Source organism: Pseudoalteromonas sp. S3178 (genome assembly GCF_005886985.1).
Lineage (GTDB): Bacteria > Pseudomonadota > Gammaproteobacteria > Enterobacterales > Alteromonadaceae > Pseudoalteromonas > Pseudoalteromonas carrageenovora.
In genome coordinates, this window is record NZ_PNCW01000023.1 from 1 (window position 1) to 15,311 (window position 15,311).

12 protein-coding genes are annotated in these 15,311 nt (G+C 38.6%); 3 read left to right on the forward strand and 9 right to left on the reverse strand.

Translation table 11 applies throughout. From position 1 onward, the window contains the following. Window positions 1-511: 511 nt before the first annotated feature. The 4 genes from CWC11_RS23280 to CWC11_RS06260 all read right to left on the reverse strand — a co-directional run bounded on the left by CWC11_RS23280 (window position 512) and on the right by CWC11_RS06260 (window position 5,973). Window positions 512-661, reverse strand: a complete 150-nt coding sequence (locus CWC11_RS23280) for a hypothetical protein (protein ID WP_249330672.1) — start codon at window positions 659-661, stop codon at window positions 512-514. A gap of 126 nt (window positions 662-787) precedes the next feature. Further along, complete coding sequence (locus tag CWC11_RS06250; RefSeq protein WP_138681999.1) at window positions 788-1,528, reverse strand: putative quinol monooxygenase; 741 nt, start codon at window positions 1,526-1,528, stop codon at window positions 788-790. Window positions 1,529-1,807: 279 nt separating this feature from the next. After that, on the reverse strand, window positions 1,808-4,888 hold the full coding sequence (locus tag CWC11_RS06255; RefSeq protein WP_138682000.1) for an efflux RND transporter permease subunit: 3,081 nt from the start codon (window positions 4,886-4,888) through the stop codon (window positions 1,808-1,810). 2 nt (window positions 4,889-4,890) lie between these two features. After that, window positions 4,891-5,973, reverse strand: a complete 1,083-nt coding sequence (locus CWC11_RS06260; RefSeq protein WP_138682001.1) for an efflux RND transporter periplasmic adaptor subunit — start codon at window positions 5,971-5,973, stop codon at window positions 4,891-4,893. Between the two features lie 123 nt (window positions 5,974-6,096). Between CWC11_RS06260 and CWC11_RS06265 the strand changes: the two genes are divergently transcribed. After that, entirely contained in the window at window positions 6,097-6,999 is a 903-nt protein-coding gene (locus tag CWC11_RS06265; protein WP_138682002.1) for a LysR family transcriptional regulator, read from the forward strand. After that, window positions 6,983-7,294, forward strand: coding sequence for an MGMT family protein (locus tag CWC11_RS06270; protein WP_138682003.1), 312 nt, complete (start codon window positions 6,983-6,985; stop codon window positions 7,292-7,294). Before CWC11_RS06265 ends, CWC11_RS06270 begins: the two co-directional genes overlap by 17 nt. A 239-nt stretch (window positions 7,295-7,533) precedes the next feature. Here CWC11_RS06270 and CWC11_RS06275 read toward each other — a convergent pair whose 3' ends face one another. From CWC11_RS06275 to CWC11_RS06295, 5 genes are all read right to left on the reverse strand, one after another. Continuing rightward, a complete protein-coding gene (locus CWC11_RS06275) occupies window positions 7,534-8,202 on the reverse strand; it encodes a hypothetical protein (protein ID WP_138682004.1) in 669 nt (222 codons plus the stop codon). 544 nt (window positions 8,203-8,746) lie between these two features. After that, window positions 8,747-9,637: a hypothetical protein gene (locus CWC11_RS06280; RefSeq protein ID WP_249330673.1), complete on the reverse strand. Its 891-nt coding sequence runs from the start codon at window positions 9,635-9,637 to the stop codon at window positions 8,747-8,749. 440 nt (window positions 9,638-10,077) lie between these two features. Then, window positions 10,078-11,028 (reverse strand): TniB family NTP-binding protein, encoded by a 951-nt coding sequence (locus CWC11_RS06285; protein WP_138682006.1) that lies wholly within the window; start codon window positions 11,026-11,028, stop codon window positions 10,078-10,080. Next, a complete protein-coding gene (locus CWC11_RS06290; RefSeq protein WP_138682007.1) occupies window positions 11,022-13,049 on the reverse strand; it encodes a TnsB C-terminal domain-containing protein in 2,028 nt (675 codons plus the stop codon). Before CWC11_RS06290 ends, CWC11_RS06285 begins: the two co-directional genes overlap by 7 nt. Further along, window positions 13,046-13,516, reverse strand: a complete 471-nt coding sequence (locus CWC11_RS06295) for a TnsA endonuclease N-terminal domain-containing protein (protein ID WP_138682008.1) — start codon at window positions 13,514-13,516, stop codon at window positions 13,046-13,048. Before CWC11_RS06295 ends, CWC11_RS06290 begins: the two co-directional genes overlap by 4 nt. Before the next feature lie 833 nt (window positions 13,517-14,349). On the opposite strand from CWC11_RS06295, the gene CWC11_RS06300 reads away from it, so the two are divergent. Continuing rightward, a complete protein-coding gene (locus CWC11_RS06300; protein ID WP_138682009.1) occupies window positions 14,350-14,673 on the forward strand; it encodes a hypothetical protein in 324 nt (107 codons plus the stop codon). Window positions 14,674-15,311: the final 638 nt, after the last annotated feature.

Below are 15,311 nucleotides of genomic sequence, written 5' to 3' on the forward strand. Positions count from 1 at the left end.
GAGCAACAAAGAGTAAATTGCCCCTAGACAGAACCCTTCGGGCAGCGCATGTTTGGCACTTATGCTGCGTTATCGCCTATTTATGGGGAATAACCACACTACATAGGCTCTGCCTTGCCTAAATGCCAAACACACTGCTGCAAATTTAACCTCGAAAGATAAACAGGCCCTAAATAATCTTTAAAATTTGATTTAAATGTTATACATACGTTGTACTTTTTATATCCGTACATACCTGCCGCAATGCTAAGGACCACGGATAAAACAGGGAATAACTTATGTGTTAAAAAATCATAAGCTGTATTAGCAATAAATGGTGGGTCTAGATTCTCGTCCCAAGCAATAAAAAGTATGGGTGGGAATAGTAGGCTAGACGTCATTATTATTCGAAAAAGTTGCTTTGCTGTCACTTGAGGTTCTACTTATTAAATGCTAGAGCCAATATAAAATAAGAGTATACCTAAATAAATAGCAATCGCCGATAATGAGTTTTTAGAACGAAGGCGCTTAACTAACCATCAATCATGCCGAAAACTACCAGCAATAAGCCCCCTGTAAATCGATAGTTGTTTAAGTTTACGTTACCTGTTTCGTCGGTTATAAAACGTAAGTAGCCAAAAAGTATAAAAACACAGCCCGTTATTAATTTTAAATTATGCATTGTTGTACCTTTATCTTAAATACAAAAATGCCATAACCGGATAGGCTATGGCATTTAACTATAAGGTATCAATAGAGCAAGCTGCAATAATAGTTGCTCACCTCGATTGTTATTAAAAGATTCAGATTACTTAGCAAAACCACCTAATGGTTTAAGTAATAATGGTGCTAGTGCTGCGTGTTTATCTGTCAGCTCCTTTGGTAAATCGCCTAAATGTACCATGCGAGTGGGTGTTGCAGCAGCAATCCAACGCTTAGCATGATCGTCCCAGTTTTGAATATGAATGTGTGACGCTTCTAAATCTTTAAAACGCTCGTAAACCATAATGTCGCCATCGTCAGACATATAATATTGATAGTTTAATGTGCCAGACTCTGTTTTAGCGCGTTCTACTCGTGAGTTCATAACTTCACGAAATTCTTCTAGTTTACCTGGGTTTAGTTTTGCCTCTACAATCCAGCCAAAGTTTTCAAATGTTGTGTTGCCGTCTTTTTCAATTTGGCTTGTTTGTGCTTCTTCGCGAGCAAAACCACCAAAAGGTTTTAACCATAATGGGCTTAGTGCTGCATGGCGCTGGCGTACATCATCAGGTAAGTCGCCTAAGTGCACCATCCGTGTTGGTGCTGCGGCTGCTATCCAACGCTCTGCGTGGTCATCCCAGTTTTCAATGTGTTCGTGTGAAGAGTCTGCATCAGCAAAGCGCTCATACACAAGTACATCACCTGCATCAGAAAGGTAGTACTGATAATTTTTTGTGCCCGCTTCTGTGAGTGCACGGTTTACTTGAGAGTTCATAACAGCTTTAAAGTTTTCTAATTCACCAGCGTTAAGTTTAGCTTCTACTATCCATCCAAAATTTTTAAACATAATAATCTCACTTATAAGTAGGCCCACACAAAGGGCAATTAAAATTAAAAGCAGTGATATTCCTGCAATTAATACCTAGCGTTTGCGTTAACTAGATAATGAAGTAAGTTTACATCTGAAATTTTTAATTGATAATAGTGCGTATAATGAAATGAATTTTTAGATTTTATATATAATAGGTGTATTGAAATAAATTCGTAAAAAGTAATTTGTGAGGTAATTATAAAAACGCAGCTCTTAAAAAGAGCTGCGTTTAAAGTGTTTTATGGTTTTATCAGATTACTTTCTTGGTTCGTAATCAATCTTAAATACCACAGTGTAAAGTACCGGTACCACAATTAGCGTTAGTATGGTGGCAAAGCCTAAACCAAACATTATAGTAACCGCCATTGACTGGAAGAACACGTCAAATAATAGCGGGATCATACCTAAAATAGTGGTTATTGCCGCCATTGCTACAGGGCGCACACGGCTAACGCCAGATTCAAAAACAGCTTGGTAAGGCGATTTTCCATCGCTAAGCTCAAGGTTAATTTGATCGACCAACACTATACCGTTTTTAATTAACATGCCGCTTAAGCTTAATAAGCCAAGCAATGCCATAAAGCTAAACGGCGCATTCATTATCAACATACCCGCACTTACACCAATAATGGCAAGAGGCACTGTAGCCCAAATAACTAAAGGTTGTTTAAGCGAGTTGAATAACAGTACGGTTACCGCAAACATAGCTAAATATCCCAACGGCAATGAGCCAAAAATAGCCGATTGCGCATCAGATGACGATTCATATTCGCCGCCCCATTCTAATTTATAACCACGCGGTAGCTCTATTGCTTCTACAGGCCCTCGTATGCGGGCAAATAATTTAGCAGCGGTTTCGTCACCTAAAACGTTTTGATCCGCCATTACCGTTATTGTACGTTTACGGTCGCGGCGCATAATTAGGCTGTCTTCCCATTCAACCACAAATTCGTCAACCACTTGCGTTACTGGCACAAACACGCCAAGTACTGGGCTGTAAATTTGTAAATCGTGAACGCTTTCTACATTTAAACGCTCATTAGCAGGAGAGCGAGCAATAATAGGCAACAGTTGCGTACCATCTCTGTATACGCCCACTTGTTTACCAGAGAGGCTAGTAAGCAGAACATCATCAAGGTCAGATTTGCTAATACCTAAGCGGCGCGCTTTTTGTTCGTTAAACTGTGGGCGAATCATTTTAGTACGCGCACGCCAGTCATCACGAATATTATAAGCCCCTTTATCCTTTGCTATAACGTCTTCTGCTTTAGCCGCTAGCTTTCTAAGAACTACTGGGTCTGGGCCTGTAAAGCGTGCCTCAATTTTAGCATCGGTTGATGGGCCAATTTCCATCGGCTTAATTTTAAGCTCGGCTGACAGTGGCGTATTTTGTGAATATTCACGCACCTTTTGCATTACTACAGCAACCGCCTCGCGGTTTTTTACTCTAATAATAAGCTGCCCATAAGAAGAGTACGATTTTTGAGGAGCGTAAGTAAGCATAAAGCGCGGAGCACCTTGGCCTGTTGTACTTGTTACTTCCTCTACGAGCTCTTCTTTTTGTAAGTAGTTTTCTAGCTTTTTAATGCCATCAAGCGTTGCACGTATATCTGAGCCTTGCTGTTGCCAGTAATCTACATAAAACATCGGCGTGTTAGACGCAGGGAAAAACGATTGTTTAACCGCACCAAAGCCAACCACTGCAGTACAAAGTAATACAACCATCAGCACAAGTGTTGTTTTACGATAATGCATAGACACATCTAAAAGTGCTTTATAGCCTGTAAAAATAAAGCCTTTGTATGGATCGTCGTCTTCCTCATCGCCCTCAGCATTTTTACCTTTTTTAAACTCATCTTGTTTAAACATTAAGTTTGCAAAAAACGGCGTAAGGGTGATGGCGGTGATCCAGCTTAATAAAAGCGATATAAATAATACCCAAAATAAGCTGCCAGCAAATTCACCCGTAGCATCAGAGCTTAATCCAATGGGAGCAAATGCAGTAATACCAATAACTGTAGCGCCTAGTAGCGGCCATTTAGTTTGCTCTACAATATTAACCGCCGCTTTTAACTTAGTTTGGCCTCGTTTTAAATTTATTAATATGCCTTCGGTTACTACTATGGCGTTATCTACCAGCATACCTAGGGCAATAATAAGCGCACCCAAAGAAATACGTTGTAGGTCTATGGCAAACAACTTCATAAATATAAAGGTGCCTAAAACGGTCAGTAATAAAATGCCGCCAATTAAAATACCGCTTTTTAAGCCCATAAATATGAGCAGTACCACAATTACAATGGCAATAGCCTCTACAAGGCTTACAATAAAACCATCTACCGACTTTTCTACTTCTTTAGGTTGGTTATATACCGATTCAACATGTATGCCGTGTGGGCGTTGGTATTCAAGCTCTGCTAAGTGCTCGTCAATTCGTTTACCTACATCAACTACGTTAACCCCGTTCATAAACGACACACCAATTAACAGTGCTTGCTCTGAGTTGTAACGAATAACATTAGTAGGTACTTCTGCGTATTCTCTAAATACTTTTGCTACATCGCCTAAATAAATAAGCTCACTGGCACCAGGTTTTGAAATAAGCAGGGTTTCAAGCTCACTTACATCTTTAAATTCACCGGTTGGGTGAAAGCGAATAGACTCATCGCCAACGCGTATTTTACCTGCGTTAGACACCGTATTTTGCGATTGCAATAAACCAAAAATATGGCTTGGGGCTATACCTAGTTGAGCCAATTTACGTGTAGATACTTCAACCATAACTTGTGGTTGTTGCTCACCAGCAATAGTTACTTTACTTACCCCTTTAACAAGTACTAGTTCACGCTTTAAGTAATCGGTGTAGTCTTTTAGTTCATCGTAAGAGTAGCCGTCGCCAGTAACCGAATATAAAACGCCGTATACATCGCCAAAGTCATCTAAAATAGTGCTTGGGTAAACGCCGCTTGGCAGCGAAGGAGAAAGGTCGTTAATTTTACGACGCATTTCATCCCAAATTTGGCGCAGCTGTTCTTTTCGGTAGGTGCTTTTCATTTCTACCGAAATTTGAGATTTACCATTTGATGAAATAGAGGTCACATAATCAACATATGGGAGCTGCTGAATCGCATTTTCAATAGGGAAGGTGACTTCTTCCTCTACTTGCTGCGGCGACGCACCCGGGTACATGGTAATAACCATGGCTGTTTTAAGCGTAAACTCAGGGTCTTCTAATTGGCCTAAGTCAAAATACGACACACTACCGCCAATTAACAGCAGCAGTGCAAACATCCAACTAATTACTTTTTTCTCTATGGAGAGTTGCGCAAAGCTCATAATTATAAGCCTCGCTCTTTATTCCATGGACGTACTTTCATGCCTTCATCTAGTGAGTGCACGCCTGCAGATACAACCATTTGGCCTTCTTTAATACCGCTAAGTACTTCAATACCATCGCGATGAACTTGCCCTACTTTTACAGCCTGCTTATTAACAACACCTGTTTCTGGGTTGTATAACCACACATACGCGTTATCAGACACGCTTTCTTTTGCTTCTGAAAAAACCGACTCAACAGGTAAAATGGTATACGCTACTTGCGAGCTAGTAACTTTAGATAAATCAATAAATACACGCCCAGTCATACCGGCAAGTAAATTAAAGTCATCAGGTACTGGTAGCGAAAAAACAACTTGGTAGGTCAGGGTGGTTGGATCGGCCTGTGTATCCCACTCTTTTAAATCAAGGGTATATTCTTTGTTAGCAAAACCGTCAAACACAACGGTAGGGTGGTAATCGCTGCCTTTTTTAATACGCGCTATTATTTTTTCAGGGACTTGTATTTCTACATCCATTAAGTCGCGTGTTTCTAAGCGTAAAATGTTTTGCTTAGCTTGAATATTTTCAAAGTTTTTAACAAATACTTTAGCCACAGTGCCTGCAAATGGTGCGCGTAATTCGCTGTATTCTAGGTTTGTTTCGGCAATTTTAAAGGCAGACTCTGCCACTTGCATATTAGCCAATGCTTCATCGTATTCAGATTGGCTTGCGATTCTTTTTTCAAGTAATTGCTCAATACGGCCAAGTTGCGACTTAGCAAGCTCAAAGCGGGCTTTTCTATCATCGTATTGTAATTGAAAGTCTTCTGGGTCGAGCTTTGCCAGTAGCTGACCTTTTTTAACTTCTTCACCTGCTAAAACCGGAAACTCAACAAGCTCACCATTTACTCTAAACGCTAAGTAAGAGCCTTGGTTTGCAACCACTTCAGCAGGAAAACTGCGTACATTTGTTTGCGAATCATGTCCAATATTAAATAATTTAACAGGCCTTATGGGCTCTTCTTTTACTTGCTTTTCTGGCTCTGAACAGGCCATTAAGGTAAGTAAAGTCGTAGTAAGTATACATAGACGAAAGAGTTTCATGTCTTCTCCGTGGCAATGATGGGCAAAATAATTAAGTGCAGGATACGCTGCAACCATATAAAATAAAATTCATTAAATTTTAGAAACATAATAAGTTTTATTTATGATCATGTTGAGCGCAGTATGAAGCTGAATCAATTACAAATTTTAGATGCCATTGTACAAAGTGCAAGTTTAAGTGGCGCGGCGCTTAAATTACATAAAACTCAACCAGCGCTTACACTTGCTATAAAGAACCTTGAAGCAAAAATAGGCTTTGAATTACTTGATAGAACCAAGTACCGATTACAGTTAACTGAAAAGGGGCGTGTTTTTCATCGCGAAGCACAGCAACTTTTACACGCCAACGACGAATTAGCGCAACTCGCTAAAGAGCTTGCTTTAGGTAACGAGCCGCAATTTAGAATATGCTACGAGCAAATTTGCCAAAAGCAAAGTTGTAACGAGATCATAAGTAATACTTTTAGGTTGTTTAAACGTACAGAATTTAATTTAACCAGTGGCAAACGCTTTGTTTCTTTAGAGCAAGTAAATAGCGGCCAAGTAGAGCTTGGCATTGGCCCGTGGTTTGATTTATTCCATGCAACAGGGCACCTTGAAAGCCTGCCAATAGGTAAACTTAATATAGGTATAATTGCAGCTGCCAATACGTTTCCAAACAATATCACCTTTAACGAATTACAAAATTACCCCTGTTTGGCTATGTTTGAAAGCGACTTAAGTATAGATAGCGATAAGCTTTCATATTCAAAAGGCTCCGCCTTAATGAAAATAGATGATGTAACCAATTTAAAATCGTTTTTATTACAAGGCGCAGGCTGGGCGATGATGAATATAGATTACTGCGCCCCGGAAATAGAAGCAGGGCTTTTACAGCAAATACATATAAATGACAGAGAAGATGAGTTTGGTATAGAAGTTCGCGCATTTAGGCGAGATGCAATACATCACGGACCCGTTGCCCGCTCAATTTGGGATCAGTTTAAAGTACTCAGTGAGGCGTATTTAAATGAACGAGGATATTAATAAAGAAACCCTCATTTACACCATTATTGCAAATATACCTGCAGGTTTTGTGGCAAGTTACGGGCAAGTAGCAACGCTTGCAGGTTACCCGCAAAATTCACGTTTGGTAGGGCGCTTATTAAAGGTAATGCCAAACGACTCGGTTATACCTTGGCACAGGGTAGTAAACAGCCAAGGAAAAATATCGTTTCCCGAAGGCAGTGATAAATACCAAGAACAACGCCAAAAGCTTTTATCAGAAGGTGTTAGTTTTAAAAATAATAAAGTGAATATGCGCGAGTACAGATGGGAGTGATATGACTACTCTTGAAAGGTAAGTGCTAGTGTAGGTCGGATAAGCGAAGCGCCATCCGACACAGAAAAGTACTTTGCCATTTATTCTCTGTATTTTATGATGTCGAGTGGCTAGAGAGTGCCAATTGCAGACTCTCAGGAGTTATAAACTCTGAAGTTAAGGTTTGCCGCTTTTAATTGATGCTTATATACATAGAAAATGAAACTACCTTCAATATAAATATGTCTCACAGCTGATTATCAATCGTCCATGCCACCATTTTCTTTAATTACATGCCTTAAATGGGTAATGGTATTGTCGAAACTTATCAAATTTATCTCATTATTATCGTAACCATGTCTGCGTAAATGCTCTATGGCCATCTCAGCATTAGTTACTGCAGCGCATAGTGATCGCACAATAATATCCCGCTGAATGATTTTATAACTGCTCAATCTATCTGGGACATCATATTTGAGGTTGTGCATCTCACTCAGTAAAGTTCTTGCGGATTTGACTACCTGTATTCTTGATTTATCTAAGCTGTTATTAAGTATTTCGATTCCTACAGTGCGAACCAAATTACTCTGTGCCTTAAAGCATAAAGCATTCTCATTTTGAAGACTTACCTCAAAGTTTTCTTGCCGTTTCTCTTCAACTCTAATTTGTAGCTCATTTGCATGTTTTCGATTGTCTTCTGCTCTTTGATTTGAGTAAGCTTGCTGTTTATTACTTTCCCCTTGTGTACGTATTGTTATAAGTACGCCAATAAGCGATAGCAAAGCGAGCAAAGGACTAACTATACCGCTAAAGAAAGCCCCAAAGTGGGACCATGTTTCAGTTGTACCACCGTGACCAAGTCCAAAGTTTTCACTCCATAAAAACAAAGGTATGTGATCAGCGCCATATAAATTGAGAATCTCAGCCAAGTAATAAGATTTTAAAACAATAACTTAGCGTGTATTACTTATGGGTACTTTGCCTCTTAAATTGAGAATTATTCATAGCTAAAAACTGCCTCAGCACAAATTCTCATCCAGCCAAAAGTTCTCATATTGCCTCGCAGATTCTCATTCTGCCACTAAAGAACTCTGACTTGATTTTAATGGGCACTTAATTAAATAGATTCTGTATTCGGTAAATTAATGGCGAACACTATACGCTAATATTTACTTAGTAAAAGTGTAGTAAATCGATCAGAGAATGGATTTTTATGGTAAAGAAAAATTAAGCTACTTAAGTGAAAACTAAAATGCAGATATGCGGAGCTTCATATGTATTGTTGAGTTAATTCAAATGTGGTGGAATTTAGGTTTAGTTTTGGATGAAATTACTAAACCTTTATTAAAAAGGAAAAATATACTTATTGGTATTCAGTCGCTTAGTTTTGGTGAAATGCCAGTATTGTTCTTAATTAAGCATAGACCGAGAACAAGTCTCGGCTTAAAAAATTAAAATTGAAATCATAAAGTGCTAAATGTCGAGTGATAGCTGTTTATTTTGTGTTTTCGCCAACTTCAAAGTGCCATTCTTATATATACGTTTTGAGTCACTACCATTAATATAAACGGGTGTAAGTTTACCGGTACTAATCAATCTCATTAGTTCAACTTTAGGTATACCTGTGACTTCAGCACCGTTCGCAATGGACATCGTTTTATCTCGTATACGTTGAGTATGTAACTTACAGAAGGTGTCGAATGCTTTAGGCAAAACATGTATGGAATGCATTAAGTCCGATGAAGGTTTATATGTTATTGATAAGCTATTGCTTTTAGCGGCTATGAGTACATCTGTTATACAGATATTGTGTAGAGCCATTAAACGATGCTGCTCAATAAGGGGGTTATAATCCTTTTTGTGTCTGAATTTGGCTAAAAAGGTATAAACACCAGATACTTCAAGGCGAGTATCTATTCTCAAGGCCTTTTTTGAATCAGCTTTTATAAACCCAGCCTCTACTAAAAGGGCGATCTGTTTAAATGTTATGCCAATTATAGAAGAGGCTGTTTGAGCGTCAAACCAAAGTTGAGTCATAGTATTATTTGAACGAGTATACTCGCTATTATACATGTCATATAGTGTCGATAATGACCCCCATTCACATAGCAAATTCTGAACAATCATTTCAATTTTGTGAAACTCTATATTCAACGGTACATTTGTTGGTAGTCGTTTGGCCATTTCATTTAAGAACAATCTAGCACTATCTGGATTATTAAGAATATCAGCCGCTTGATTCAATAATGTAGTGGTAATTTCCTTTGGCGGGTAGTTCGTTCGTATATTACTATCGCCTACAATCGCCTTAGCTATAAGGTATGCATCGTGGACTTGTTCTTGTGATTTTAATAATTCATTCAATGGCATGCGCGTTAAACGTAAGCCGCACATAGATGATGTGCAGCAGCCATTTAGAAGGTTAATAGTAAATTGCAGTGGTGCGTTGCAATGAGGGCATTCGGATAACAAGGCACATTCATGAATAATACAGTGGCGTAAGAACGGATTTTGCCACTGGGCCTTAAAATACCCATATTGGTTGACACAATCTGGGCAAACCTGCGGCGTTATTAACCTTGTATGTGTCCAGCAATTTATCTTTAACAATGTCAAAGTACGAATGGTAGGGATAAGATGATCAAGGAGTTCATTCTTTGTTGGCCTACCCTTGATAATACTTGTTAGCATACGTTTATTTAGTACGCGAGACTCTATGCTTATGCCATTTCTTTTAAGTAAACGAAGTACATACCCAATAGCTGATTCTGCTTCATAGTACGAGGGTTTTATTGGGAAGCGCATTAGTATAACCCCGCATAGAACTGGCTTCTAAGGCTTTTATCTTGCTCATTTATATATGCATCTAATTGTTTTTTTGCTAAAAGTTCATAATCAAATGGATTGATAGCTCCAATTGCATATTTCTCAAAGTTTTCAGATAAAGCTTCTATGAGCTGTTCATAATTTTTTGCATTTCGTGTGTTATTACGTAAAAACAAATCGCGCATAGTACTCATAGTGTGCTCACTGTACGCAACGTAAATACGATCAAGTAGCTCACTGTGCTTATCCTTTGTTAAATTTGGCAACGAAACTTGTTGAAGGAACCAATTACAACAGGCAATCCAGTTATTCGTTCTGGGGAGGATTGGCTTAATTTCGATGGGGCGCATTTGGCGACGAGACATCTGCTCGTCATCGTCAAATTTACCGGCGGTCCTACCAAATGTAATAAGGCGCTTAGCACTACTTGTACCCGCGAAAATAATCGAACAACGGATTTTGTTGCTATCGATAAGATAGCAAAGATATTTAATAATTCGTTGAAATTCTATTCCATCATAACTTGAGGCAATATTCTGAATTTCGTCCAGAATGATTAGCTCTACTTCTCGATCTCTGAGCAGAGTAATAAGTTGAGTGTCCAATTCAGCTGCAGTAGCGCGAGCATTTTGTGTTGGTCCGTCTAGCTCTGAAATTAAAAGCCGAGTTATCTCTGCAGTACTCTTTTTAAACTCCTTAAATGCCACATAAAAGATTGGCACTGTAGTTTTCTCTGGCGTGGTAACAGGTAAAAACTGAGCGTGATACTGCTTTAATATATACGTCTTGCCAGCACCCGAGGCACCATAAATAAGTTGAGCTCGTTTATCCTCTGATGGTGCATTATACATATTGTGGATTTCAGCTATCCTCTGAAATATTTTCTTTTGTATGTCACATGCGAAAATTGTACTGGGTATAGTTACCATTGTTTTTCATTTCCCTCATCATCATTAGAGCGAGTCGAAGCCATTTCTTTGGTCTGGCTCAATATCGTATTTGCGTAAGTATCTTGTTCACCTGAGTGCGATATCTGTGATTTAAATTCATTAGCGTTATGAGATTTTTTTATTCGCTCTTCAATGGATAATCTCTCTGTCGTATTTTTATTGAAAGACGCTACCTTTGGGCCTCTGCGTTTTTTACGGGTTGACTTTTGCTTTACGAATTCAGTTATTTGACCAGCATAGTGGCCTATAGGAGTATGAGAGAAGTGCTCTTGATAAATCCCGCATTGAGTCAGTGTATCAATGCCATTTAGTTCAGAAAAACTGACAGGTAATTCAGTATCATGGTAGTCAATATTAGCCGCGACTATTTCCACTGGTATGTCTTCGCCAGGCAGTGTTGCTTGAACTGTTACTTTTCTGGCATCTAGGTCGTCATGAAACACATAAACAGAGGGGTTTTCACCCAACTCCATGTCTGTTTTAGTCGCCGCGTATAGTTGTTTTAGCTCATCACTGTAATAATCTTGGCCTAAACACCTGATAGTTCCACGTTGCTGTAATTTGTGTGAGGTCTGGGCTCTGGACACGTGGAAGCAATGTTGTAGCTGATCATATGTGAATGAAGGCATAGGCGTATTGATAATTGACTGATTCCATTTTTCGATTGGCGTATGGCCAGCCTGTTTATGGGGTTTGTGCATGTACTCTGTCAAAAATATATTCAGTAGCTTTGTAAAATCAGATACTTTTATATCCGCTCGTTTAGCTAATGGAATTGTGTCGAGTGAGTTCAGGTTAGTACGTTTTCCTGAATAACTTTGAAATCCGATACTCGTCTCACCACTTTGCGTTTCAATCTTCATACCCGAAAAAAACTGATTTCTTAATACGTTAAAAAATGACTCAATGAATGGCTTCTTAGCAGGTTGATTTGATGGTGTATAGTGAATATTTAACTCAAGTCGCTCCGCAGCCTTTTTTATCAAACGATTATTAAATCCTGGGCCATTATCCATAATCAATGTAGTCGGTTTTCGGCCATTCATTGTAAGATTACTATCCGCCATAAATATTTGACGTAAAAGGTTAAGTCCGCCGGCAGCGTTTTCAGGCTCAAAACTAAGTACCACAGAGATAGGTGCGCGTGTGTATGCGTCTATTGCTACATATAAAGAAATAGGCGGTGTCGGTAGACCTGTTTTGTCATCAATTAGACACATATTTAGCGCAACACGGTCGCATTCAACGCGTTGCATTGCGTAATAGGTTTCTATTCGTTTACGTAGCGTTGTTTTTCGCTTGTTGATTTCCGCTTGTGAAAGACCTTTGAAATTAGCAAGTTTTGCGGCATCAGTAAGCTCTTGTAACCGGCGGTAAAAGGTGCGTTGGGATGTGATTTGAATCTCATTATTGTTCAAGCTAGCTTTTTGCGCTTCTCGTTTATAGTTACAGTAATATGCGCCTTTGAAAGCAGAGTTATTACACGAATAGACGGTAGCGATGTGGTGCTGTACGAAAGCCTCAGTGGCCGCATTTAGCCGTATAGGGCTATTGCGCTTCACTCCCGCAAGCGCCTCATCATTAAAATCTGATTGAACCCATGCGCGCCAATGGCGACATACCGTTTTCCATTGCGGGTGTTTTGTGGCAATAGTTGCAGGATGTTGGCTTTCGACTCGTTTGATGAGCTCATCATATGTGACCTTGGTTGTGGCAGGGTATCCTTCACTAACGAGCTCTTTCAAGATAGATTGATACATCAATCGTGATGTAATCGTTGATTTTTGATATTCAGTTAATTCAATATGTGGATGCTTTGCGCTTCTTAATATAAAGCCTTGAGCATCAATTGTTTTCTCAAAGTCGTCTCGAGGTAATAGTCGCTTCTTAGTTTCTATACCATCACCGGAAAGAAGTATTGATGTACTGTCAACAAACGCAATAGATTCAACGTTACCGTACTTGTTAGTCAAGTCAGTACCCGCAGCATATCCGATCATTTGATGTGACCTCGCATCAAAGTAGTAGAGGCGTTTAACGGCTTCTCCATATCGAATTTATATACATTTGATGCAATCAGTCCATAAGCCTCTGACACTGGGTTTTTAGCTATACCCTCTAAGCACACGATGAGCTCACCAAAGGTTAAATTTCCATCAGACAGCATTGTTAATGGGAATGAATGTTCCGAGTAATACATTGTTATCAGGTTCAGGTTCGCCATAAAGATAGTATTGAGCTTATCGACGATGATTAATCGTATACCTATCTGTGCCTTCTTTCGGGTGTACTCATTAAAAAGGTGAATTTTGTAGTGATAGTCTTTATCAACCTGAGACTCATGATGAACTTCAATATATTCAGCGAAGCCAGAATGATATAGGACTAAGAAGTCGGGTGTATAGCGGTAAACTTTTTTGTCTATAGTCACTTCTATTTGCTCTGGTTGGGTGGCAAACAGCTTCACATTAGAGTCACATTCCAGTTTAAATGCCAGGATCAGCTCCTGAAATGACTCGGGATTAAGTACGCACTGATTTTTATGGGAGTAAAATCGTATAACGAATCGACCTCTGTGAACGTTCGCGTTCGTCTTTGTAACGGTCATAATTTTACCTCCCAAAAAACAAATGTCTTTACACTATAGATAATGGGTGATAAATTTAAAGGTTGATATTTATAATATTTGTTCTTGGTAAGCATTTTTATATTATTCCTTTCGTCATAATTAGGCTTATCAATCCTTGGAGCCACTGAAAATTTTGTTTTATTTTCAAGGGTTAATCTCACTTTGAAATTCAAAAGTTAAGTCAAATATTTTTCTATGAGCGGAACTGTTATTTTTAAGAAACTTTTATCTTTGAAATCATATAAAGGCTTCTTAATTTATTCTGCCTTGCCAATCGCGAGTAAAAGCTTCATTTTTTACTTGAGGTGCCGCACTCCAAAATAAACTCCCCAGGTTAGCTAAGATTAAATGGGGGCTTTAATTTCACCCTTTGAAATTTACATTGCTTAATTCATCAAAGGTGACACTTTTTAAAAGGCAGTTGCTATGATTGCAGATAATGCAAAAATAGAGAATAATAAACTGGTCCGACCTCGGTGCATCTTCTTTTTTGTGCTTTAATTTTAAAAGTAAAATCGCCGAAAATGCACTTATCGTCATTATGAATGTAGTGTTGATGTGCGCTTGTTGCTCTTATATTTTTTTAAAATAAAAGGGGTGATTCTTGCTTATTAAGTTATGGTTAATGGGGTTTTGAACTTATTTTGAATGTTAAATAGATGGAGCTGCATATGAAACATAGGCCAGAAGGGTGGGTTGTTTTAACGTTTCAAACAGTTGATAGTAAACCCTGCTATGTACTGTTTTGTTCTTGGAGAAATGATGATGAATGGAGAGTAAGCTCAGGTTCAATGGTTCTACCTCACTTATCACCCTGTGGGAATTATTGGATTTGGCCTCAAATATCAGGCTCAGTATACGAGCTTCCCGTTGATGAAGAAAATGGCTATACCTTCTACACTGGCGCTGTATTAGATGATTTGTTAGTAAAAGGGTATCGCGATGGCACTCAGCTAAAGCGGATTGCACTAAAAGATATTATGGAAGATAAATAAGGCGATTAGCGCCTTCTAAACTGACTATTTGTTTTACTTTTGAAGGTAGCGTTAGATACTAGAGGGCTTTGATGAAGCAAGCGTAAGGAGTATAATGCTGTAAATGTCTTAGCTTTACACTAAAAGCTAATGATTGAATACACTAAAAGCTAATGATTGAATACACTAAAAGCTAATGATTGAATACACTAAAAGCTAATGATTGAATACATTAAAAGCTAACGGTGTTACTTTGAATCAAGTATAAGAAGACACCTTCCTACGTATAAGAAAAATTGCTTATAGCCTTATCGTATAGGTTTATATTGTTATTTATCAATAGTATGCTTTCAGATGGTTACGTTAATTACCATGTTGTTTTGCGTTTATAACCGTTAACTTTAACTTTAACTTTATAACGATTATAATCGTAAAGTTATTTAACAATTTTTTTAGCTAATATTTTAGTGAGCGCTGCTTTAATATCTTTAGTTTTCAGCTTTTTCTATTGTGGGAGTCACTCAGTCACAGTTGACTCGATGCCCGCCAATTTCTCCACTTAGAACCACTAATATTATCAAGATTCTCCAGTACGAATTTAGAAGCTGCGGCCCATTATGCCATTGAAGGTAAGCTATGGTCTGTGCAACATCCTCCAA

What these genes read in the sequence shown, in the direction of transcription:
- CWC11_RS06260 (WP_138682001.1), bottom strand. Translation starts at nt 5,973, where the DNA reads ATGAAACTCTTTCGTCTATGTATACTTACTACGACTTTACTTACCTTA.
- CWC11_RS06285 (WP_138682006.1), bottom strand. Translation starts at nt 11,028, where the DNA reads ATGGTAACTATACCCAGTACAATTTTCGCATGTGACATACAAAAGAAA.
- CWC11_RS06270 (WP_138682003.1), top strand. Translation starts at nt 6,983, where the DNA reads ATGAACGAGGATATTAATAAAGAAACCCTCATTTACACCATTATTGCA.
- CWC11_RS06290 (WP_138682007.1), bottom strand. Translation starts at nt 13,049, where the DNA reads ATGATCGGATATGCTGCGGGTACTGACTTGACTAACAAGTACGGTAAC.
- CWC11_RS23280 (WP_249330672.1), bottom strand. Translation starts at nt 661, where the DNA reads ATGCATAATTTAAAATTAATAACGGGCTGTGTTTTTATACTTTTTGGC.
- CWC11_RS06265 (WP_138682002.1), top strand. Translation starts at nt 6,097, where the DNA reads ATGAAGCTGAATCAATTACAAATTTTAGATGCCATTGTACAAAGTGCA.
- CWC11_RS06300 (WP_138682009.1), top strand. Translation starts at nt 14,350, where the DNA reads ATGAAACATAGGCCAGAAGGGTGGGTTGTTTTAACGTTTCAAACAGTT.
- CWC11_RS06255 (WP_138682000.1), bottom strand. Translation starts at nt 4,888, where the DNA reads ATGAGCTTTGCGCAACTCTCCATAGAGAAAAAAGTAATTAGTTGGATG.
- CWC11_RS06250 (WP_138681999.1), bottom strand. Translation starts at nt 1,528, where the DNA reads ATGTTTAAAAATTTTGGATGGATAGTAGAAGCTAAACTTAACGCTGGT.